Source organism: Bacillus cereus group sp. MG1 (assembly GCF_040460035.1).
GTDB lineage: Bacteria > Bacillota > Bacilli > Bacillales > Bacillaceae_G > Bacillus_A > Bacillus_A cereus.
On sequence record NZ_JARVGY010000001.1, the window covers coordinates 531,857 to 553,229 of the forward strand.

Below are 21,373 nucleotides of genomic sequence, written 5' to 3' on the forward strand. Positions count from 1 at the left end.
TTTAAGATTCCAAAATAAAAAAGGAACGGTCTCCCGTCCCTCATCCATTCACTTTTTCCGCATCATTCCAATAATATTTACTAAACGCTTCTGTTAACACATCAATTGTGTTATATAATTCATCTAACGTATTATCAACACCACCAACTTCAATTAACATCGCATTTTTCGATAAATCTTGATTATAAACGCCATTTCCATCTTTTTTATACTTGGGAAAAATCCCTCTACTTAATCCGTAGTAGTTTTCATCTAAATAACTATTGATCGCTCTTGCAATTTTTTCATTTTCAGCACGGCCTTCATTTTCCATCCCAATTATAAAATATAATCTTGCATACGATTTTCCGTTAATTACTTTTGTTGTTACTTTCTTACGCTGATCGTCACGGTGTATATCAATTGGAAACGCAATTTTATTATTTTGTGCTAATGCTTCTTTTACATATTCATGAGACGCTTTATATGATTGCGGCCATTTCCATTTTTTACTCGCTAATAAATCACCCATATTCGTTTTATCGTGAACTACCGGAATTCCTTGTCCTTCAAGTTGCTCTTTCATACGTTTCCCTAGTAAGGACACATTTACATCTGGACTTGATGGATCCGTAGCCCCTGGTAATAATGGAAAGAAGGATTCCCAGCTATGTGTATGATAAATATATACTGCACTTTCACCTTTTTTCGCTCCGTTCTTTTTCTGAACCGGATTATTCTTTTCCGCTTCTGTAACTTTATCTTTTGCTACTTCCCGTTCTTTCGTTACTTCTTCAATCGGTACACTAGATTCATTTGGGATATTCGTCAAGTTTGTCCCTTCCCCAGCTACGATAATATTAGAATAATACTTTGACATACCAGGTACTTCTTTACCGACGAATGTTCTTAAATCTTTAATTTTCAAATCTGTCGCAATAGAGAACATTAAATTTCCAACTGACTCTCTTTTATTCTTCTTAAAATAATCAAATCCGTAATAGCGATTCTCACTTTCTATCATTTGAACAAAACCTTGCATCGATACTTTTCCAAACCATTGATTTGCATAATTCGATTTCATTGTATGTAAAAATGACGTCAAAATCGACGCTATCATAATTACTATTAGCGCATATAAAAGGAGTAACGAAATCAGTTTCTTCCCATGTATTCGAGTTGCATACTTTTTCACTGCATCACCTTCTTTATACATGGATATGTACAAGCTTTTCGGAATATACGCAAAAAAAAGAGAAATGGTATCCCATTTCTCTTCCTCACTTTTATTGTTCTTTTCCTGTATCATTTGAAGGTAGTTTCTTCACTTGTTTTTCTTTAAATATTTCTCCAATTGCCCCAAGAGTACCAAGTGTTTCAATTGCATTAGACGGAATAAAGACTTTATTTGCTGGTCCTTTTGCAACTTCAGCTAATGATTCAAATGATTTGTAAGCAAGTATACGCTCATCCAAATTCGCTTCACGAAGCAATTCAATACGATTTTGTTCTGCTTTTGCGATTTCTTCAATTGCCCTTGCTTCCCCTTGCGCTTCTAATTCTTTTGCTTCTTTTATACCTTCAGCTTCGCGAATACGCGCTTCTTTATCCCCTTCAGCCATCAAGATTTTACTTTGCTTTTCCCCTTCAGCACGAAGGACTTTATCTTGTTTTGCTGCTTCAGCTTCTAAAATAATCGCACGTTTATTACGCTCAGCCTTCATTTGTTTTTCCATTGATGCTTGCACATCTTTTGGCGGGTTAATATCAACAACTTCGACACGTTCAATACGTACGCCCCATTTTTCTGTTGCTTCATCAAGCGCTAAGCGGATTTCTGTTGAAATTTTTTCACGACCAGATAACGTTTCATCCAGTTCCATTTTACCGATAATTTGACGCATCGTTGCTGAAGTAATATTACGAACACCATATTCATAGTTTGAAATACCATATGTCGCAAGTTCTGGTTCAACAATTTGATAGAAAATAATAGTATCAATTTCTACTTGAACATTATCTTTCGTAATTACCTTTTGCGGTGGTACATTCGTTTGTTGAATACGTAAGTCATGATATACACGAACACGATCTACAATTGGTATTAAAATATTTAACCCTGGGTGCATGATACGTTGAAACTTACCAAATCTTTCAACAACCCCAACTTTTTGCTGAGGAATAATTTTAATTGTTAATGCGATAAATGTAACTACAATTAGTGCGAATATAATCGTTAACGTTAATGCTACCATATTTATTCACTCTCCTTTTTCACTTGTAATATAGTACTATGCCTCTTTATAACAACGACTTTTTCTCCAGCATCAATTGAAGAATCTGCAATAGCTGTCCAAGTATCTCCATCCACTTTCACAATACCATTCGCTTCATTTGTAATCGTTTGCATAACAATCCCTTTTTTACCAACAAGCATATCTACTGTATCAGTAAAACCTTTTGCTTCTCGAAAGTTTTTTGAAATTCTTTTCGTAAAGAATGTCAAAGTTAAACTAACAATTGCACCAACAGTAACTTGTAACAGTAGTGCATCAGGAGCAAACAAAGCAATAAGACCTCCGACAACAGCTCCAATTCCAAGCCAAAGCATGTAAAATGTAATCGACAACATTTCTGCGATAAATAAAATACCAGCTATTATAAACCAAATTACCCAAGCAGCCATATGCAACCCTCACTTTCTTTCTCATTTTCTATATGTATATGAAGAAAAGAATGGTTTATCCGCCCTTTCTTACACTTGGGCGTTTGCTACAAGCTATTGTACATACTCACTGTTACAATGATCATTAATATAATACTATATCAATATATCCTTCATTATACATGAAAATCCCTTTCAAAAAGTGACAAAAAATTAAATTCTTTAAAAATTTTAATTTTTAAATTACAATTATTCTAATTACTAAATACTATTTTTTATAGAGGTGATAATCTTATTGAGAAACCTGTCACTAATCTACTATTTAGGTTCCAAAATATGCATTACTCTCGCTGACATCGTATATGTAATGATTATTACAACTCATATTTATATAGCAACTAAATCAGCTACTATTACTGCTCTTTTTCCATTATTACAAGTTATCACAAATCTAATTGCTAACATCTCTGCACCACTTATAATAAATCGTTTTCCATCTTATACGCTGTTATATACGCTCCAATGGCTGAAAACAGTCTTTTTACTATTATTAATGATTTTGTTCCCGGTCTTATCCACAAACATTATAGCTCTATTAACTTTTATTTTTGTCATTTCATTATGTAGTGGGTGGAGTGCTCCGTTATTATACGGTATTCTCCCGCGCCTTACACCGAAAGAAAAATTAGTAAAAGTAAATAGTATCTTTTCCTTTTCAACACAAATTGTGCAAGCCGTTGCTTATTCATTTACGAGTATTGTCGTTCTTCTCATTGGCGCTACTTCTACACTCATGATTAATAACATTTTAATGATTTTCGGATGCATTGCCGTACATTTTTCATTACGTTCCATACATACTGAAAGAATAGCAGATTCTCCCTCTTCCAAAAGTACTGTTTTATTGGAAGGTTGGAAACTCCTATTTCAAAATCCTTCTCTCCGTACCGTTACATATATGGACTTAATCGAAACTTTCGCAGGGACAATATGGATTGGTGCTATTACGATGGCATACGTTACGACTATCCTTCATAAAGGCGAAGAATGGTGGGGATATATTAATACAAGTTATTATGTTGGCACGTTAATCGGTGGTCTATTAGCATGGAAAATGAGTTCCTATATTCAAAACAATTTAATACGATCTATGTCGATTGGCTCTCTTATATTTAGCATTCTTACATTTTTATATGGTATGACGAGCAGCGGATTTATTGCGCTTTTTCTATGTGTTCTAATGGGACCATGTTATCAAATTAGAGATATTTCCCAAACGACTGTTTTACAATCAAGTGTCGCCCCTGCTTTATTATCCAAAATGTATACAGCACATGGTGCACTTCTTTCAACAGCCTCTGGACTATCTATGCTTAGCATTGGCATTATTACTGATATGTTCGGTGTTCGTACAATTTATATCATCGCTTCTATTCTTATTTTATGTTCCGCTTGTTTATCTTTTAGTTTATTAAAATATCATAAGACAGAGCAGAACGATATTTCAATTTAATCACTAAAACAAAGAGGACAGGGATTCCTGTCCTCTTTGTTTATTCTATTCATGATAAGTTGGGGATTTTTCTATGCTTTGTCGCTTGTTCAAAAGCATAAGCTAATTTAATTAATATCCCTTCACTAAAGGCAGTGCTTGCAATGGTAATTCCAAAAGGCCTCCCGCTTTCCATATACCCTGCTGGTATTGCTATAGACGGATAACCCGCTTTTGCACATATAGTAGAACCTATATAGGAAGGAAACAGTATCGCATCAAGATTATATTTTTCCAATGCAAAATCAATGCCTTGTTCTTGAGAAAAATATATATCTTCTAATCTCGCATTTAAATATTCTGGATTTCGTAAAGTATTAGGAAAATCTTTTCTTCCCTCTAACTTAGTTTGTCCATATTTTAAAGCTCTTTCTGCTATGTTTTTATTAAACTCCATTAACTCCGAAATAGAATGTACCGGGATAGTAGAAGGTAATTTAGAAAGATAGTTATCTAAACTATGCTTCAGCTCATAAAGCGGAACTCCCCAGCTCCATTCTCTATGAAAAGAAGGAATATCAATATTTTCTACTACTGTCGCTCCTTCATTACGTAATACTTGAATCGTTTCCTTAAACAAGATTTCATCATACTCACCATTTTCGTAATAATCTTTTGGTGCATCGTTAAACACACCAATCTTCGCTCCATTTAAACCATTTGCATCAAGGTAAGATGTATAATCCCGATATGCCCTATTTTCACTTTTTCGAGTAACTACATCTTTCTCATCCACTCCAGTTAAACTCCCTAGCAAAATAGCAGCATCTGTTACCGTTCTAGCAAATGGTCCAGCTGTATCTTGTGAATAAGTAAATGGAATAATTCCTCTACGACTAATTAAACCGACAGTCGGTTTAATACCTACTACAGAATTTTGAACAGCGGGGCTCAAAATAGAAGCATCGGTTTCTGTCCCAACAGATACTACTGTAAAGTTAGCAGCAACTGCTATCGCAGATCCTGTACTAGATCCGCCAACAAACATATGATCCTTGCCCGTTCCGTATGGATTGATTGTTTGACCACCTTTTGCACTATATCCAGCCCACATTTCAAAAGACATTGCATTTGCTAATTCTGTCATATTCGTTTTTCCAATTATCACTGCCCCTGCTTCTCGCAGTTGAGTAACGAGAAATGCATCTTCACTGCTTATATTTTGTTCTAGAGCTATTGTACCTGCACTTGTATGCATGGAGTCATTCGTTTCAATATTATCCTTAAGCAAAACAGGTATTCCATGTAATGGACCCCTTATACCTTTTGTCTTTCTTTCATAATCTAACGCTTCTGCAATAAAAATTGCATCTGGATTGATTTCTAAAATTGAATTGATTTTCGGTCCGTCTTGATCATACTTTGCGATTCTATAAAGATAATACATCACTAGCTCTTTTGAAGTTAACTTTCCTGATTCCATTTCATTTTGAATATCTTGAATTGTTAATTCCTTTTTTAAGATTGGATTAAACTGAATTTCCATTTATATTCTCCCTTATATGAACTTTTTTAGCGTATACCCCTTACTTTTTCATTTTTTTCACCTCAACACATCCTAAATTAATATTCCTTTAAAGAAATTCAATTTCCTTATTTAAACACCTTTAATTTACCGAAAAATAAAAATAGTCTGAAACGGATTAACCTTCGCTTCAGACTCTTACATTACTGTGCGTATACTTCATCTAACAAATGTAAAAACTCACCTTGTTTCCCAGCTAATTCAGGGCATTTTGCAATATCAACCCATTCGTAGCAAAATACTAATCCTTTATCTTCCTCACCAGCACTTACAATATGTTCCCAAGTATCCTTTACATCTGTTAGTAAAGTTACATGAAAAAAGTGGCATTTTTCATATTCCTGTTTTTCTTTCATATGTATGATGTAATCTGCTAAAAAACGTTCTATGCATAAATGACGCAATCCGGATTCTTCCTGTACTTCACGCAATATAGCCGCTTCTAACGTTTCACCTTCATTAACCGTTCCTCCTGGCACTTGAATACCAGCTTCATGTATATCACGATGTTTAAAAACAAGTAATTGCATAACCCCCTCTTTTTCTCTTGTAATATATGCATGTACTTTTTTCTTATATAACATCGTCATTATACGTCTCTCCCCTCAATCATTTACTCTGTTACTTCTTCAAGCGTCAGTTGATTATCATACAAATATGTAGCTTGTGGATTTCCCACATACCTTACGTGCCATGGTTCATACCGATAACCCGTAATCGTTTCTTTCGCTTTTGTGTATCGAACAACAAAACCAAATTTATGGGCATTTTCAGAAAGCCACTGACCTTCTTTCGTTTCCCCAAAAACCGTCTCTAACTGAAATTTAGCAGATTGAGACGTAATATCCATAGCTAGTCCAGTTTGATGCTCACTTGTGCCAGGAACCGCGCTAGACATTGCTGTTTTTGCTTCCCCGTCTTGTTTTTTATACATCGTATTTAATGCTTTTTGTCGATCAAAAGATCTAAATCCAGAAACTGCAAAAAGAAAAATACGCTCGTTGTCAGCCTGCTGAAACATATCCTCAAGCGCCCTCGCTGCCTCTTTTCTCATCTTTTTCTTTTCTTGATCACCTTCACTAGAGTAGCGCACTTTCGGAATAACTAAATCTGGCGGTCTATACCCATCTGGTAAACGCCTACTTTTATTTACAAGTACAAGCATTGAATTCGGATTATTAATTACCGCAATATCCCCATCCATATTAGCAATCGTTTCTTTCGCTTTCGGAAATATGCTATTTACACTTACTTCCCGCGCCTGCTTATCCTTATACATTTTATAATTGATTCCTGCTACTCCAATAATAATTATTGCAGCTACAATACCAAGTAGTGCCCATCTTTTTTTCATATAACGACCTCTTATTTTAATAATTTGGCCATTTCATACTCATCGATGCCCTTTCCATCGATAATAAGAGCAGCTTTTTTGACACCTTCTTTCTCAAATCCAGCTTTTTTATATAGTGCCTGAGCTCTTGTATTGTGGGCCATTACTGTTAATTCTAAACGCCATACATCATGTAATTTTGCCCACTTCTCAACCTCTTTAAACAATCTAGTCCCAATACCTCGCCCGTTATACTCTTGCAAAATACCAATTACAATGCTTGCCACATGCCTCTTTCTTTGAATGTTATTTCCATTCACTAATATAAAACCTACTATCCTCTCATCTTCAACTGCTACAAATATTGTTGCATATTCATTTTCCATAAATCGATGGATCATTTTTTCTTGTTGCTCAGCTGTAGTTTTCCTTTCTCCTGGTTCATATAGCATAAACTTCGTTTCTTCATCTAATTGCTTACTTAATTGCAAAAATGATGCTGCATCTTCTATTTCGATTTCCCTAATCACTTCAATCACCCTACCAGTTTCATAATAAAAAGTTTTCCTTATAAAAAGATTTTCTCTACTTTCCCGAAAATTCCTTTGTAAATCTCCTACTATAAATTGACAAATTTCGATATTACTATAACAACGACAAATTATGTCTATTCTGTGACGTCTCACCATTACAAAGAAAAAACGCAAGCATTACACTTACGTTTTTTCAAGATTGAAGTGAGCTAATAATTATCGATAGATGTCCTGGCTAATTCACGTTTCACTTTATCCATTCACTTTTTCTGCCTGCCAAAAATATTCACCAAATGCTTTAGCAAGTGCATCAATTGATCGATTCAATTCTTCCACTGTATTATCTACACCGCCAACTTCTATTAATATCGCTTGTCCTGATAAGTCTTGATTATAGATTCCATTTCCTGTCTGGAACCCTTTTTGAATGACCCCACGACTCACTCCTGGATATTTCTTATTAATCGCCTCATGTAAAGCTGTCGCTAATTGTAAGTTTTTTTCATAGTTTTTATTTCCTTTCCCTACTACAAATGCAAGCTTTGCATATGATTTATCTCCAATTGTTTTTGTCGTTACATTCTTTCGGGCACTATCACGATGCAAATCAAAAAAGTATTGAAGATCTTTATTTCCAGCCATAGCTTGCTGCACAATTTCTCGTGACATCTTATACGAACTATTACTGTTTAAACCTTTACTTATTAACTTTTGACCAACATCACTCTTATCGTTAGTAGCTCCAATCCCTTCTCCTTCTAGTTGTTCACGGAAACGATCTCCTAATATAGAAATATTCGATACAGAACTCGTTGCTTTATTCGGATCCGGGTCATTCGTTAAGTTAAGTAAAGGTAAATAAGATTCCCAGCTATGTGTATGATAAATAAACGCAACTTGTCTCTTCCCGGTCGTTTGGGACGGCTGTTTTTTCTCTTTACTCGTATCTTGTTTAGGTGCTTGTCCAGTTCCACTAGTCCGTTCCTTCACTACTTCTTCAAGAGGAACACTCGACTCTATCGGTAAGTTAGAATAATTTGTACCCTCACCCGCAATAACAATTTCTGTATCGTACTTACCAAACCCCGGGAGCTCTTTCCCGACGAAACTGCGTACATCATTAAAGCGAATATTTGTAGCCATAGAAAAGAGAAAAGAAGAAATTGAAAAATCTTGATTCAAATTTCGATACTCCTGTGTAAAATAATGATTCTCTTTTCCAAGTACATACATGTAACCATTCATCGATAACTCATTTAACCAATTATATAAATACGTTGACTTTGTCTCTTTCATAGAGGTTACCATCAGACTAATAAGAAAAAAAGTCGCTAGCATTGTAGTAATAACAAATAAAACTAACTTACGCATATTTGTAAACTTCATAAAAAAAAAGCCCCGATTCATACTATCACCTCTCTATTTTAAGTTATGTACAAGCCCTAGAGAATAGACCGTTAAAATTCCGGCTATATTGTTAATGAGGTGAAATGAATTGAAGCTATTAATAGGAATATTACCAATCGCTCTATCATTCATTTTTTATTTGTCCGCTAAGCAACCAAAAATCTCTATTGTGCTACATATTTCTGCGTACTTGGCACTGTATGTACTCGGTACAATTATTTCCATTAATATATACGATGTTTTAATACAAGATTTAGTTTTCATGACGAGCATTCATGGAATTTTACTGAATCCATTTTTCCTTATTGCAGGAGCGTATATAGGAACATACACTTTGTACCTACTTTTGTCTCACATTATTATGAAAATAAAAAATGGAGCGTAATGAAATGCAACCACCATTTATCTGTCATACATGCAAAAAAAGAATTGTGAGAAAGAAAGACCTTATTACAGCCACATGGTACTTCCGCTTTTATTTATTTCACAGTGATTGTTTTAAACGACAGCAAGTGTTTATCTCACGATTTCTCCCTGTGAATACACTTTTCAATTTCTTTCTTATTATATATGGAATTATTTTTGGCAGTATTCTTATGATTACAGAACCATCTATTATTTGGCTGACTTTCTTTTTTCCCATTTTTTATCGGTTTCTTTCTTATTATTATGTTGAACGTTTTTTCTCTACATAACGCGCAGACTGACCTCTCGGAATACTTAAACATTCCCACTCATTTTCTTTTAACATCTTCCCAATGTAAATAATCTGACCAATATGCAATGCATAATGAGCAATTTGCCTTTCAATTGCTTGCATGACAGTATGTGCTTCACCGCGAATGTATACCGTCTTCAATAAGTGTTCCGGCGTTAAAGTATTCATCGTATTAAAAACATATTTCCATCCTTCTTGCCAAGCTATAAGGGTTTCTTCTTTTGAGTGATAGCATCCTTCAAATTCACCATCTCGATTACGATCTGTTTTTTCACCATCAGACGTTAAAAAATCCGTCCATCTAGAACGCATATTACCGTGCAGATGCTTAATAATAATCGCTATACTATTTGTTTCTTCATGAGAAGACCATTGTATTTGTTCATATGATAATTGAGAAAGTGCCCGTTCCCCTTGTTTCTTTGTTGCTTTAAAGTTCGAAATCGCACATTGTAAATATTCTCGTCCGATATCCATATTAGCCCCTACCTTCACCCTAGCTAATTTTTGTTCCATTTGGCAATTTCATATTAGGCTGAAGTAACACAACATCATCAGCTTCAGGAACACCACCAAGCACAAGTACTTCTGATTTGAATCCAGCTACACGCTTTGGTGGAAAGTTTACAACAGCAACGATTTGTTGACCGATTAAATCTTCTGGACTATACCTTTTCGTAATTTGAGCACTTGACTGCTTTATCCCGATTTCTCCAAAATCTATTGCTAGTTTAATCGCTGGTACTCTCGCTTCTTTAAATTCCTCTGCATGTATTACAGTTCCAATTCTCAAATCCAAATTTAAAAAATCTTCAAAATTAGCCATTTATCATTCCCCCCAATTATTACTTAGACAAAATACAAAAATCCCCTTCAAAAAAAGAAAGGTGCCTAAGCACCTTTCTTTTGTAATTCACTTGATTCATTTGATTTATAGAAGAAGAAACCGAGAATCCCGCCAATACATGATGGAATTAACCATCCGATTCCTTCGTTATATAACGGTAACATTTGTAGTACATTAGAAATCGCGTCAATTTTAATTTTCGCACTTTCTAAACCGTTAAAGAAACTAATTAACAATGCACCTAAAATAGCTCCAATATAAATTGTATTACGCTTCCCAATCCACTTATGGAAATAAGAAAGTACGATTAATACAATTGCAACTGGATAAATGATCATTAACACAGGTAATGTTACTGCGATTAATTGCGTTAAACCTAGGTTAGATACAATTAAACTAAATACACATACCATTGTTACAATCGTTTTATGCGAAAGTTTTGGGAATAAGTTTGTAAAGAAACCCGCACACGCAGATGTTAGCCCAACAGAAGTTGTTAAACAAGCGAGTATAATAACAAGCCCTAATAAAATTTTACCACTCGTCCCATATAGCTCATTTACAACATTCGTTAAAATAAGACCACCGTTTTCTGAGATACCAAGTGATGTACTTGTTGAACCAAGATAAGCAAGTGATAAATAAATTAACGTTAAACCAAGTACAGCAATAATACCTGATACTACTGTTATTTTTGCAATTTGACTACTCTCTTTTATCCCTTTAGAGCGGATAACTTGTACAACGACAATTCCGAATACGAGCGCGCTAATTGCATCCATCGTTAAATATCCTTGAATAAATCCACCAAAGAAAGCATTTTCTTTGTAAGCAGCTAACGGCGCAGCTGGCTCTCCAATTGGATCAATAATTGCCTTTCCGACAATAACAGCGACAATTAATACTAATAATGGTGTAAGAAACTTTCCGAACCAATCCACTAATTTAGATGGATTTAATGATAAATACCACGTTATTCCGAAGAAAACTATCGTGAAAAGAAATAGCATGTACCACTCTGAAACCATTGCCTCTGATAAAAACGGCTTCATACCCATTTCAAACGAAACAGCTCCAGTACGAGGAATCGCGAAAAATGGTCCAATTGCTAAATAACTAATCAATGGGAAAATAAACGCAAATATAGGGTGGACTCTAGAAGACAGCGCTTTCAAGTCCCCCTCTACAAACGCGACAGCTGTTACAGCTAGTAGGGGTAATCCGACTCCCGTTACAAGGAATCCTATTGTAGCAATCCAAACATTCTCTCCTGCTTGTTGACCTAAAACTGGCGGAAAAATTAAATTTCCTGCTCCTAAAAATAATGCAAATAGCATTAAACCAATTGCTACCGTATCACCTGGCCTTAAACGTCCCTTCATGCTCTTCATTTGCATAGCACTTTTTCATTGTTTATCTCTATATTTTACAATATGCTATGCATCCTCCTCTCTGCTCAAGATGATAAAATATGCCCCTTACAAAGCAGTGTCTTTCTCCATAATTTCTCCATTCCCCTTATTTTTACTCTAATCATTAATACAATTATTATTTTAAATTTTGATTTTTTTGAATTTTCAAATCATTAGAGTATTATTATGTGGAGTGTAGATGTCAGACCTCTTTGTTTTTATCACACATATAGTAACATATTTAGTTGCAAAATAAAAACATATTTTCAAATTGATTTTTTTGAAAATCGAAATTATCTACATTTTTTATTCTCTTACACAAATATTGTTATAATCTCACCTATTATTCGATCGTTATTTTCAAATAACTTTATACACGTAACATACAAAAGCCATCTAATATTGAAGTGACCCCCGAAAGTTAGACAGGTCGTTTCATTAGGCAGCCTCTAGGGTATGAGCCCGGTATTGTACTGGGCTCATACCCTTTAATTTTGCCTTAATTCTTTTATGATTATAGTATTCTATATACTTTGCTAATTCTTGTTTGAAATGTGTTATACTTTCAAATTCTTTTCGATACAGAAATTCCGATTTCATGATACCGAAGAAATTTTCAATAACGGCATTGTCATAACAGTTTCCTTTGCGAGACATACTTTGAGTTATGCCACAATTCTTAAGAGAATGACGGTATTGTTTCATTTGATAGTGCCAACCTTGATCAGAGTGAATGAGGAGTTTATCCGGATTGGTTACACAATAAAGGGCTTGGTCCAACATCGTTGAAACAAGGGAATAGGTCGGTCTTGAACCAATTGTATACGTGATAATTTCACCATTAAATAAATCCAACATTGGTGATAGGTATAACTTCTCCCAAAATAACTTAAACTCCGTAATATCTGTAACCCACTTTTCATTTGGTTTTTCAGCTTGGAAGTTGCGATTTAAAATATTTGGCGCAATTTTCCCAACTGTCCCTTTGTAAGAGCGGTATTTTTTCATACGAACCAGACATTTTAACCCTAATTCTTTCATAAGGCGATACACTTTTTTATGATTTACTTTGTGTCCACGATTCATAAGTTCATCACGAATACGACGATAACCATAACACCCATCGTGTTCATTATAAATAGCTTGAATCAGTTCTTTTACCTCCGCATTTGGATCAGGACGATTAAAACGTTTCATCCAGTAATAGTACGTACTACGTGGAATGTTTGCGAGTTGAAGTAACTCCTTGATAGGAAATTCATGCCTTAACTCGTAGATTACTTGCGCTTTGTCTTGTTTGGTGATTTTTCTTTGTTTTGAACTAAGGCATTCAACTTTTTTAAATATGCATTTTCCATACGTAAACGCTCATTTTCCGCTTGTAAGGCTTCGATTGATCCTTCATCTACTGGCTTTATTTTTTTATCTTTCATGGTTGGACGCCCCTTTTTCTTTGATTGTAGGGCATCCAATCCTCCTGTTTCATAAGCTATTTTCCATTTCCGAAGTGTTTCATAAGACGGTATATTGAAAAGTGCCGCTGTTTCTCTGATAGATGTCCCGTGTTCATTCATATAATAAAGTACATCTAGTTTATACTGGGCTGGGTAGAATGTATAGCACTTTTCAAAGGCCTTTTCACCTGAAGACTCATATCGTCTAATCCACTCACGAAGTACGCTAGGGTTAACTCCTATAGATTTAGCAATTGTTTTTCCACTTTCTGTACCATCTAAATATCGTTTCACCGCTTGGATTTTTTCTTTTGAAGAAAATTTAGCCATAAAAAATGCACCTCCAATTGTTAGACTGTGTCTAACAATTGGGGTGCACTTCAATATAATTAGATGGCTTTTGTATGTTACTCTATCGTTTCAACTTCACGTGGATTTTTCATCTCTTCCACATACACAACTCTAAATCCGTGATCTTCTAAATCTTCCAATAATGTCTCTAATTCACCGTCGTTAAACTCTTCTCCTAATGTAAACATAATTCTACGAACTAATAAGGCATCATTATCAAAAGTCATCAAACTTTGAATACCAGTGTATTTCTTTAAAACTGTCGATAACTTTTGGATTGCTCCATTATAGTCTTGCGTTCCAATCATGACAGAGTATTTACTAGAGTGAACGCCCCATGCATCCTCTAATAACTCAAAAACTTTTTTATGCGTTAAAATTCCAAGGAAAACCCCTTTTTCATCAACTACTGATAAATAAGGCAATTTTTTTATTGTAAAAAATACTTTAAAGAAAGATGAATCTTCTCTCACAAATCCTTCTTTATCGTTTAATAATTGTATTACACTCTCATCAAGTGATCCTTTATATTCTAAAATATCTACTTTATATATATTCCCTAAAAATTTCTCTTTTTTTTCATCTAAAACTGGTACACAACGATACCCCGTTTTATTTAAATGCTCTAACGCTTCCCCTATCGTAATCGAACTTGAGCACAGTAAAACTTCCCTTTTCGGCACGTAATTCCCTTTAATCCTCATAAAAAGCCTCCTTATGTTAAAATACTTTCTGTGCCATAACTATATTATATTTTCAGAAAAAAATAAATAATTTATTTTATTTTTCTGAAAATTATTCATTTTCTTGTCATAATTTATTCATGAATCCTTCACTTGTATATTTTTGCTATCAAATCTTCTCTCTGAATTACTAAATGAAAAATATATTGTAACTTCTTTCAAAAAAAGCTAAAATAAGAATAAGAATTTTCTGAATATTCTAAGAGTAGGTGGTTATATGTCCTTATTACGCTCACATATATGTAAATTTATAATTGGTATTATTGTTATTTTTGCCATAAGTCCTATTCCAGCTCTTTTTATTACACACAATTATTCTTATCAAAATGAATTTATTAGCATTTTTCAAAACTTCGCACAGCTTTCTTCTATATCAATTCCAAAGGTTGATTGGATGCATGAATCTATCTTTTTCTCAGCAAACCAAATGATACATACTTCTAATCATTCAACACCATTATTCCCTTACATATGGGAAATATATTTTATATCGATTGTTCGTTTTACTTTTACCCTTGCGATCGGATTTTTCATAAGTTTGGGTATCGGCCATTTATTTTTCAAAGTACCTAATTCGTTTAAAAAGTTTACTACTGTATTGAAATGGATTCCTTACTCTTTTTGCACTGTAGTATTACAATGTTCAGTCTTATTACTACTTCTATACATCGCACAATTTATAAACCTTCCTTACTACTCATCATTTATCATCGTATGTAGTACTTCCATGATTATCGTTATGCAAGCAGTAAAAAAATGGATTCCTTTCTTAAAAAACACAAATGAATATGAAATAAAACATGATTCTTTTCTTGTGGATACATTGTTTTTGGCGCTTACTTCGAATCATAAATCAATTTTAGGTTCCATTATTCTTTCATTCGTTTTTATGGAATGCGTTTTTCATGCAAATGGACTGTTACAATTTATCGTTCAATTTGGCGGAAATTCACCCATAATTGTTACAATCGGCTTATTACTACTCTATATCCCATATAGCATACTTTCTTTCCTTCAAACACTATGGACCACAAACTACTCCAAACAACAGTCATACACTTTGACGAGAAGTGTTCCAAAACCTTAATTTAAAATAACCCTCTATAATCTAAAAGTAGGGGGTTATTCCTTTTGTATAGCGGACAAAATAACAGCAAATTCAAAAACTATTACAGAAACATACCAATATTTACCCTTTTCCTTTGACTATTCTTTTCATTTGGATTTATTATAAAAGTATAACATAATTGCAGGAGGTGACATCTTTATTCCAAACCTTGGAATGGAGAACACGCTTGGACATATTAAATATTTTTCTCATCTTTGTACTTATTCTTATTTCTGGCTTTTTCGTTGCATCAGAATTCGCTGTTGTAAAAGTACGAAAAAGTCGAATTGACCAACTTGCAAATGAAGGTAATAAACAAGCTTTAGCTGCAAGAAGCGTCCTATCTAATTTAGATGTTTATTTATCAGCTTGTCAGCTCGGAATTACAATCACTTCTTTAGGGCTTGGTTGGCTTGGTGAACCGACTGTGGAACATATACTACGACCGCTCTTTGAAAAAATTAATATTACTGGAACAATGGCTAACACTTTATCTTTTGTTATTGCTTTTAGTGTTATTACATTTTTCCACGTTGTATTAGGTGAATTAGTTCCAAAGTCTTTCGCAATTCAAAAAGCAGAAGCGATCACACTCAAATTTGCAAGACCGCTTATTTTATTTGATAAAATTATGTACCCATTCATTTGGCTACTCAATAGTACAGCTATATTTTTCACAAAATTACTCGGATTAGAACCTGCGAAAGAAAGTGAACTTGCTCATTCTGAAGAGGAATTGCGACTCATTTTAGGTGAAAGTTTTAAAAGCGGTGAAATAAACCAAACCGAATATAAATATGTAAATAACATTTTTGAATTTGATGATCGAGTTGCAAAAGAAATTATGGTTCCTCGTACCGAAATGATTTGCTTATCTACTGAAAATACGTTAGAAGAAAATATGGATATCGTCGCTACTGAAAAATATACACGCTATCCAATTATCGAAAAAGATAAAGATGATATCATTGGGATGATCAATACGAAAGAAGTATTCCATGATCAAACGAAAGGTATTTATAAGCCACTTGAATCTTATATACATCCTGTTCTAACTGTATTTGAAACAGTTCCAATTCGTAAAACGTTAGTCCATCTTCAAAAAAATCGCGTTCAGATGGCAATCGTTATGGATGAATATGGTGGTACTGCCGGACTTTTAACGATGGAAGATATTCTTGAAGAAATCATTGGAGAAATTCAAGATGAATTCGATGCGGATGAATCACCTATGATTGAAAAGCGTACACCTAAGCTTACTGTTTTAGATGGAAAGGTGCTTATTTCTGAAGTAAATGATATGTTTGGCCTACATATTGATGATAGTGATTTAGATACAATCGGAGGATGGCTTCTTTCTCAAGCAGTTGACTTAAATATTGAAGCTGGCTATTCCATTGAATATGCTGGTTTTCAATTTAAAGTATTAGAACTTGATGGCCATCAAGTCAAAAAAGTTGCTGTACATAAACTAGATATTAAAAAGGAGCTATAAAGTGACTGTTTTATTAACAATTTGTATCATTGCCTGTTTCGTTGTTTCATTTCTCGCCTTTATTTATCCAATTATCCCTGGCATACTAGCTGTCTGGGCTGGATATTTGATTTACCATTTCGGTATAAATGGAGGCGAATTAACAACTTCTTTTTGGATTATTCAAGTCATTTTTACTCTTTTCATTTTCGTTGCTGATTTTATTGCAAATGGATATTTCTTAAAAAAATACGGTAGTTCTAAATGGGGCGAACGTGTCGGAATGATTTCTATCATTGTCGGATCGTTCTTCTTCCCACCATTCGGACTTATTATCATACCGTTCTTATCAGTATTTATAACAGAACTAGTGCATAAAAAAGCGCCAAAAGATGCCTTTCTAGTTGGAGTCGCTACTGTAGTTGGTTTTTTAAGCAGTACAGTAGCGAAAGCAATTCTCCAAATCATTATGATTATCATCTTCTTGTGTTATATCATCTTTTAACCATCCCGACTTCGGGATGGTTTTTTAATATGCAATACCTACTCGACTATTTTCATATATGTTTTTCTTACATAGATCCCATGCAAAGTGTGCTGTATCACCCACTGTAATTTTTGATCCACCCTCTGGCAATATATCTTTTTCAGTTCGATATACCTCTGTCGCCTCACCATCTATTAAATGTGTCGGACAAACAACTGTCCAACATAAATTATTACTATTACTTAGTACTTTATATGCAGCCAAATGATCTTCCGCTGCCGTTGTCGTTTTCCTTTTGGATTCCGTTGATTGAAAACGATATAAATTTAGATTTGTTCTTGCTTGTAAAATACCAGCTGTTCCTATTGTTATGATTCTACGAACCCCTTCTTCTTCCATTTGCTTAATGATTTGTGGCATACTCTTCCCTAATGTTCCATTTTGATCCGTTCCAAGTGCACTAATTACTATATCGCTTCCTTCTATCACTTTCTTTATATCATTTTCGTTCAATACATTACCTTCTATCACTCGTAGCCTTTCATGTTGTATTTCTATTCTATTTAAATCACGCGCTAATGCAGTCACTTCAGCTGAATCCTTTAATGCTAAATTAATTATGTTTGAACCTACTCGTCCTGTTGCTCCCAATATACATACTTTCATTTGTTTTCCCCCTCTTTCATTCTCTTTCTATTTTTCAATAATCTCAATAAATTTACAACAAAAAAAGCTTCCTCATATATGAGAGGAAGCTTTATTATTACTTTATTTCTTTTCTTTAGAATCAGTAGACTTCTCGGTTCCGCTTGTTTCTTTATCCTTTTTATCCTCTTGTTGTGTTGTTGTGTCGTCTTCTTTCTTCTTGTCCTCACCTTTACTACAACCTACCATTAATAAAGAACTTGCAAGTGCCATAGCAGTTAATGATTTAACCCATTTGTTCATTTGCGTTTCCTCCTTGTGATAGAATATGTACAACCTCATATTACTCTCTATTTTTAAAGGAGAGATTGAAAAATAGTAAATATACGGTAAATTTTTGTAAATCTTCTGATAACAAATCCTAATTTTAATTTATATATTTCATTTCCAATCGATACACAATAAAACTAGTTTTTTCTCTCAATGGACGTAAAAAAACTAAGGCGCATACCATTTCGCCTTAGTTTCTCATGCAAACTTTTCATTTTCATATAGATGTGTAATCTTATATTCCTTCTTCATAACATATTGCCACACACTATAAGCGTAACGGTTCATTTTCAGGAAACAATTTTCCAAAAATGAGCGAAACTCTGGATTAGCAACTTCCACTGCAACTTGAGCAAACTTTAAAGCTAATCGTTTCAAGTGCGCAATATAACTGGTTGCAATATGAATATCCCCTGTATATTTACTAACTGTTTCCTTTTCCATTTCATGCAAATCAAACTCCGTTGTTTCACAGGTTATATGTTGCACATTCTCTCCTTCTTGAAAATTTACTTGTTCATTATATGCTTGTAACATATATGGTAAATGGTGCTGTAATAGATTTTTTAATTCTTCGTCTCTGACCTTTCCAGCATACTCTCCAACCTTGTATATTAGTATATAACTATATCTCATTAATTCTTTCATACAGTCCATTAAAGCGCCTCCCTTCTCTTTCGTCCATATACTATAAATATGATGCTAAAACATTCGCTATTCTTGCTAAAAACCAATCCCATCTACTAATTTTCTCAAAATCTTCTTCAGAAAATCGTTTTGATTTATGAAAGTCTACCTGTAATCGACTCCATACTTCATCAACAACGGTTTTATCATATATGATACAGTTAGACTCACAATTTAAATAAAAACTTCTATTATCAAAATTCGCTGTCCCAATATCAACAATTTCTCCATCAATAATTGTTACTTTCCCATGAAAAAATCCATTTCGATATTGATAAATCTCCGCTCCAGCATGTAACATATCTTTCAAATATGGATAGGCAGCTTGTTTTAACAATATGGCATCACTTTTAAATGGCACGAGAATTTTTACATTAACACCACGATTTAATGCAGCTTTTAACTCTTTCACCATTTCTTTACTTGGTACAAAATATGGTGTAGCGATAATTAAAGACTTTTTAGCCTGCTTTAATAGTGCTCCATATTTTTCCCATAAGCCTTTTCCATTTGAAAATAAATATTGATATTTCACATTCCCTAATGTAGGTATACTTTCATGTATAGGCATTTTTTCTCCTGTATCTTCTTTCCAATCTTCGGCGAACTTTCTTTCCATATCCGCTGCACCCTCACCATGGATGCGCACGTGATAATCACGCCATGGCCCAAACTTTGGATTTTGTCCAAGGTACTCCTTTCCGATATTAAAGCCACCGACGTATGATACCTTTCCATCTATCGTAACAATACGTCTATGATTTCGTTGATGCAAAGAATAGAACATATTTTTCAGTTTCGGTTTTTTACTAAATGTAAACTTCACACCGTTTTCTTTTAATCGGCTAATTACCTTTTTCTTCAGCTTATATCCGCCTACCCGATCGACTGACAATTTCACTTCTACTCCGCTAGATGCTTTTTTCTCTAATAACTGTAAAAACTCTTGGCTTATTTCATCTTTTCCTACAATATAAAAATGGATATATATATACTTTTCTGCATCGTTTATATCGTCAAATAATTTTCTATATAACTCTTCACCGTTCGTATATAGTTGAAATTCACCTAATCGAACTTGTCCTAATTCATATTCACTAGCCATTTCCTTCCCCATTTCCACATCGATGTTCATCCAAATGAATACACCTATTAAACAAAGGATTATAGCGAAAAAGTGCTTCATGGATAAATTCCTTTCTCCACTTACTGTTATTTCTATATCTTCCCTTTTTTATTACATTATCATTCAAGAAAATATGTCATTGCATGATATATGTCCATATCAAACAATAGCTCATTTGCATATTGTATGTTGTATCTTAAAATAAAAGGAGGAAATAACAATGGGCTTCGCACATGGTAATGGATTTGCGCTATTAGTCGTATTATTTATCCTCTTAATCATCGTCGGTGCTGCTTGCTTCTGCTAAGTAGCTACTGTCATATGATATGTGGATGAAAAAACTATAAAAGCGGACACCTATTTTAGGTGTCCGCTTTTCATTTTAAAACCATTTCCGACTGCTATAGTAACTTAAATGGCTAAATATTCATCTCAAAAGGTTAACAATGTGGCTACTTTCTTACTCTCTGCCTTACGTATATGACGCTGTTCTGCACGTAACACAGCAATACGATGTAATTCTTTCTCTTCTTCGGTTTCAGGGATAACACGCGGTACTGGAACTGGATTATTTTCCTTACTAAGTGCCACAAAAGTAACGAATGACGTTGCCGCTATACGCTTCTCACCTGAAATTAAATCTTCAGCCACTACCTTCACAAACACTTCCATCGAAGTTCTTCCCGTCCAAATTACGAAAGATTCATAACTAACACAATCTGAAGAACGAACAGGATGTAAGAAATCGACCCAGTCCATAGATGCTGTGACACATTCCTTTCTTGAATGTCTGGATGCTGAAATAGAAGCAACCATATCCATCTCCGCTAATATCTTCCCACCAAATAGCGTGTTATGATCATTTAAATCCGTTGGGAAGACTCGGCTCGTTTTGAACACCCTTGACTCATTGGCTGTTTTCCCCTTTACTTCTGTCATTGTTATCACCCCTTTAATGATCTATCCCTAATATTTCAATAATCACTATACTAAATGA

The 21,373-nt window shown here is 34.2% G+C and carries 25 protein-coding genes; 7 read left to right on the top strand and 18 right to left on the bottom strand.

From position 1 onward, the window contains the following. Window positions 1-40 precede the first annotated feature (40 nt). Genes spoIIP (QCI79_RS02550) through QCI79_RS02560 form a run of 3 tightly spaced genes read right to left on the bottom strand, consistent with a single transcriptional unit; the run spans window position 41 to window position 2,665 of the window. The gene (gene spoIIP / locus QCI79_RS02550; RefSeq protein WP_000613905.1) at window positions 41-1,288 is read right to left on the bottom strand and encodes a stage II sporulation protein P; all 1,248 of its coding nucleotides are present in this window, start codon (window positions 1,286-1,288) and stop codon (window positions 41-43) included. Continuing rightward, the gene (locus QCI79_RS02555) at window positions 1,266-2,234 is read right to left on the bottom strand and encodes an SPFH domain-containing protein (protein ID WP_000226253.1); all 969 of its coding nucleotides are present in this window, start codon (window positions 2,232-2,234) and stop codon (window positions 1,266-1,268) included. Before QCI79_RS02555 ends, spoIIP (QCI79_RS02550) begins: the two co-directional genes overlap by 23 nt. A 2-nt stretch (window positions 2,235-2,236) precedes the next feature. Beyond that, complete coding sequence (locus QCI79_RS02560; protein WP_000741975.1) at window positions 2,237-2,665, bottom strand: NfeD family protein; 429 nt, start codon at window positions 2,663-2,665, stop codon at window positions 2,237-2,239. A 274-nt stretch (window positions 2,666-2,939) separates the two neighbouring features. On the opposite strand from QCI79_RS02560, the gene QCI79_RS02565 reads away from it, so the two are divergent. Beyond that, window positions 2,940-4,157 (top strand): MFS transporter, encoded by a 1,218-nt coding sequence (locus QCI79_RS02565; protein ID WP_021727883.1) that lies wholly within the window; start codon window positions 2,940-2,942, stop codon window positions 4,155-4,157. 49 nt (window positions 4,158-4,206) lie between these two features. Here the strand turns inward: QCI79_RS02565 and QCI79_RS02570 are convergent, their stop codons facing one another. The 5 genes from QCI79_RS02570 to spoIIP (QCI79_RS02590) form a co-directional block, all read right to left on the bottom strand. Then, the gene (locus QCI79_RS02570) at window positions 4,207-5,682 is read right to left on the bottom strand and encodes an amidase family protein (protein ID WP_000405395.1); all 1,476 of its coding nucleotides are present in this window, start codon (window positions 5,680-5,682) and stop codon (window positions 4,207-4,209) included. 182 nt (window positions 5,683-5,864) lie between these two features. Next, window positions 5,865-6,311: an NUDIX hydrolase gene (locus QCI79_RS02575; RefSeq protein ID WP_000178288.1), complete on the bottom strand. Its 447-nt coding sequence runs from the start codon at window positions 6,309-6,311 to the stop codon at window positions 5,865-5,867. Window positions 6,312-6,334: 23 nt separating this feature from the next. Continuing rightward, the gene (locus QCI79_RS02580; RefSeq protein WP_000747647.1) at window positions 6,335-7,075 is read right to left on the bottom strand and encodes a M15 family metallopeptidase; all 741 of its coding nucleotides are present in this window, start codon (window positions 7,073-7,075) and stop codon (window positions 6,335-6,337) included. Between the two features lie 11 nt (window positions 7,076-7,086). Then, window positions 7,087-7,584, bottom strand: a complete 498-nt coding sequence (locus QCI79_RS02585) for a GNAT family N-acetyltransferase (protein WP_000617573.1) — start codon at window positions 7,582-7,584, stop codon at window positions 7,087-7,089. Between the two features lie 255 nt (window positions 7,585-7,839). Then, a complete protein-coding gene (gene spoIIP / locus QCI79_RS02590; RefSeq protein ID WP_001079274.1) occupies window positions 7,840-8,994 on the bottom strand; it encodes a stage II sporulation protein P in 1,155 nt (384 codons plus the stop codon). Between the two features lie 88 nt (window positions 8,995-9,082). Here spoIIP (QCI79_RS02590) and QCI79_RS02595 point away from each other — a divergent pair, with 88 nt between their 5' ends. Beyond that, the gene (locus tag QCI79_RS02595) at window positions 9,083-9,379 is read left to right on the top strand and encodes a hypothetical protein (RefSeq protein ID WP_000770738.1); all 297 of its coding nucleotides are present in this window, start codon (window positions 9,083-9,085) and stop codon (window positions 9,377-9,379) included. Between the two features lie 4 nt (window positions 9,380-9,383). Beyond that, entirely contained in the window at window positions 9,384-9,689 is a 306-nt protein-coding gene (locus tag QCI79_RS02600; protein WP_016109792.1) for a hypothetical protein, read from the top strand. Here the strand turns inward: QCI79_RS02600 and QCI79_RS02605 are convergent. The 5 genes from QCI79_RS02605 to cbpA all read right to left on the bottom strand — a co-directional run bounded on the left by QCI79_RS02605 (window position 9,662) and on the right by cbpA (window position 14,480). Continuing rightward, entirely contained in the window at window positions 9,662-10,228 is a 567-nt protein-coding gene (locus QCI79_RS02605; RefSeq protein WP_000435828.1) for a DUF1572 domain-containing protein, read from the bottom strand. The two genes, QCI79_RS02600 and QCI79_RS02605, sit on opposite strands and share 28 nt — an antisense overlap. Then, the gene (gene csaA, locus QCI79_RS02610) at window positions 10,209-10,538 is read right to left on the bottom strand and encodes a chaperone CsaA (protein WP_001263016.1); all 330 of its coding nucleotides are present in this window, start codon (window positions 10,536-10,538) and stop codon (window positions 10,209-10,211) included. The genes QCI79_RS02605 and csaA overlap by 20 nt, the downstream gene beginning before the upstream one ends. A gap of 65 nt (window positions 10,539-10,603) precedes the next feature. Next, complete coding sequence (gene brnQ4, locus QCI79_RS02615; RefSeq protein ID WP_011110049.1) at window positions 10,604-11,941, bottom strand: branched-chain amino acid transport system II carrier protein BrnQ4; 1,338 nt, start codon at window positions 11,939-11,941, stop codon at window positions 10,604-10,606. Window positions 11,942-12,409: 468 nt separating this feature from the next. Continuing rightward, a protein-coding gene (locus QCI79_RS02620) for an IS3-like element ISBth10 family transposase (RefSeq protein ID WP_209291817.1) occupies window positions 12,410-13,755 on the bottom strand; the annotation gives its coding sequence in 2 pieces (ribosomal slippage) (window positions 12,410-13,314 and window positions 13,314-13,755; 1,347 coding nt in all). Window positions 13,756-13,832: 77 nt separating this feature from the next. Further along, entirely contained in the window at window positions 13,833-14,480 is a 648-nt protein-coding gene (cbpA, locus tag QCI79_RS02625) for a cyclic di-AMP binding protein CbpA (protein ID WP_001220524.1), read from the bottom strand. Window positions 14,481-14,736: 256 nt separating this feature from the next. On the opposite strand from cbpA, the gene QCI79_RS02630 reads away from it, so the two are divergent. The 3 genes from QCI79_RS02630 (at window position 14,737) to QCI79_RS02640 (ending at window position 17,606) form a co-directional block, all read left to right on the top strand. Further along, the gene (locus tag QCI79_RS02630; RefSeq protein WP_000055257.1) at window positions 14,737-15,606 is read left to right on the top strand and encodes a hypothetical protein; all 870 of its coding nucleotides are present in this window, start codon (window positions 14,737-14,739) and stop codon (window positions 15,604-15,606) included. 208 nt (window positions 15,607-15,814) lie between these two features. Next, window positions 15,815-17,122: a hemolysin family protein gene (locus QCI79_RS02635; RefSeq protein ID WP_000353738.1), complete on the top strand. Its 1,308-nt coding sequence runs from the start codon at window positions 15,815-15,817 to the stop codon at window positions 17,120-17,122. A gap of 1 nt (window position 17,123) precedes the next feature. After that, window positions 17,124-17,606, top strand: coding sequence for a DUF456 domain-containing protein (locus tag QCI79_RS02640; protein WP_000217338.1), 483 nt, complete (start codon window positions 17,124-17,126; stop codon window positions 17,604-17,606). Between the two features lie 24 nt (window positions 17,607-17,630). Here the strand turns inward: QCI79_RS02640 and QCI79_RS02645 are convergent, their stop codons facing one another. The 4 genes from QCI79_RS02645 to cls all read right to left on the bottom strand — a co-directional run bounded on the left by QCI79_RS02645 (window position 17,631) and on the right by cls (window position 20,436). Next, entirely contained in the window at window positions 17,631-18,254 is a 624-nt protein-coding gene (locus tag QCI79_RS02645) for an NAD(P)-dependent oxidoreductase (RefSeq protein ID WP_000861653.1), read from the bottom strand. 102 nt (window positions 18,255-18,356) lie between these two features. Beyond that, the gene (locus tag QCI79_RS02650) at window positions 18,357-18,536 is read right to left on the bottom strand and encodes a hypothetical protein (protein WP_001045960.1); all 180 of its coding nucleotides are present in this window, start codon (window positions 18,534-18,536) and stop codon (window positions 18,357-18,359) included. 225 nt (window positions 18,537-18,761) lie between these two features. After that, complete coding sequence (locus QCI79_RS02655) at window positions 18,762-19,220, bottom strand: spore coat protein (protein ID WP_000340535.1); 459 nt, start codon at window positions 19,218-19,220, stop codon at window positions 18,762-18,764. Between the two features lie 31 nt (window positions 19,221-19,251). After that, window positions 19,252-20,436 (bottom strand): cardiolipin synthase, encoded by a 1,185-nt coding sequence (cls, locus tag QCI79_RS02660; protein WP_002004934.1) that lies wholly within the window; start codon window positions 20,434-20,436, stop codon window positions 19,252-19,254. 160 nt (window positions 20,437-20,596) lie between these two features. Between cls and QCI79_RS02665 the strand changes: the two genes are divergently transcribed. Next, complete coding sequence (locus tag QCI79_RS02665) at window positions 20,597-20,683, top strand: YjcZ family sporulation protein (RefSeq protein ID WP_000505094.1); 87 nt, start codon at window positions 20,597-20,599, stop codon at window positions 20,681-20,683. Between the two features lie 125 nt (window positions 20,684-20,808). Here QCI79_RS02665 and QCI79_RS02670 read toward each other — a convergent pair whose 3' ends face one another. Next, window positions 20,809-21,315 carry an acyl-CoA thioesterase gene (locus QCI79_RS02670; protein WP_000141164.1) on the bottom strand — a complete coding sequence of 169 codons (507 nt, stop codon included), beginning with the start codon at window positions 21,313-21,315 and terminating at the stop codon, window positions 20,809-20,811. Window positions 21,316-21,373: the final 58 nt, after the last annotated feature.

Bases quoted from the DNA above. Each gene is read 5' to 3' on its own strand.
- spoIIP (WP_000613905.1), bottom strand. From the start codon at position 1,288: ATGATACAGGAAAAGAACAATAAAAGTGAGGAAGAGAAATGGGATACC.
- QCI79_RS02555 (WP_000226253.1), bottom strand. From the start codon at position 2,234: ATGGTAGCATTAACGTTAACGATTATATTCGCACTAATTGTAGTTACA.
- QCI79_RS02560 (WP_000741975.1), bottom strand. From the start codon at position 2,665: ATGGCTGCTTGGGTAATTTGGTTTATAATAGCTGGTATTTTATTTATC.
- QCI79_RS02570 (WP_000405395.1), bottom strand. From the start codon at position 5,682: ATGGAAATTCAGTTTAATCCAATCTTAAAAAAGGAATTAACAATTCAA.
- QCI79_RS02575 (WP_000178288.1), bottom strand. From the start codon at position 6,311: ATGACGATGTTATATAAGAAAAAAGTACATGCATATATTACAAGAGAA.
- QCI79_RS02580 (WP_000747647.1), bottom strand. From the start codon at position 7,075: ATGAAAAAAAGATGGGCACTACTTGGTATTGTAGCTGCAATAATTATT.
- spoIIP (WP_001079274.1), bottom strand. From the start codon at position 8,994: ATGAATCGGGGCTTTTTTTTTATGAAGTTTACAAATATGCGTAAGTTA.
- QCI79_RS02600 (WP_016109792.1), top strand. From the start codon at position 9,384: ATGCAACCACCATTTATCTGTCATACATGCAAAAAAAGAATTGTGAGA.
- QCI79_RS02605 (WP_000435828.1), bottom strand. From the start codon at position 10,228: ATGGAACAAAAATTAGCTAGGGTGAAGGTAGGGGCTAATATGGATATC.
- csaA (WP_001263016.1), bottom strand. From the start codon at position 10,538: ATGGCTAATTTTGAAGATTTTTTAAATTTGGATTTGAGAATTGGAACT.
- brnQ4 (WP_011110049.1), bottom strand. From the start codon at position 11,941: ATGAAGGGACGTTTAAGGCCAGGTGATACGGTAGCAATTGGTTTAATG.
- cbpA (WP_001220524.1), bottom strand. From the start codon at position 14,480: ATGAGGATTAAAGGGAATTACGTGCCGAAAAGGGAAGTTTTACTGTGC.
- QCI79_RS02630 (WP_000055257.1), top strand. From the start codon at position 14,737: ATGTCCTTATTACGCTCACATATATGTAAATTTATAATTGGTATTATT.
- QCI79_RS02645 (WP_000861653.1), bottom strand. From the start codon at position 18,254: ATGAAAGTATGTATATTGGGAGCAACAGGACGAGTAGGTTCAAACATA.
- QCI79_RS02650 (WP_001045960.1), bottom strand. From the start codon at position 18,536: ATGAACAAATGGGTTAAATCATTAACTGCTATGGCACTTGCAAGTTCT.
- QCI79_RS02655 (WP_000340535.1), bottom strand. From the start codon at position 19,220: ATGGACTGTATGAAAGAATTAATGAGATATAGTTATATACTAATATAC.
- cls (WP_002004934.1), bottom strand. From the start codon at position 20,436: ATGAAGCACTTTTTCGCTATAATCCTTTGTTTAATAGGTGTATTCATT.
- QCI79_RS02665 (WP_000505094.1), top strand. From the start codon at position 20,597: ATGGGCTTCGCACATGGTAATGGATTTGCGCTATTAGTCGTATTATTT.
- QCI79_RS02670 (WP_000141164.1), bottom strand. From the start codon at position 21,315: ATGACAGAAGTAAAGGGGAAAACAGCCAATGAGTCAAGGGTGTTCAAA.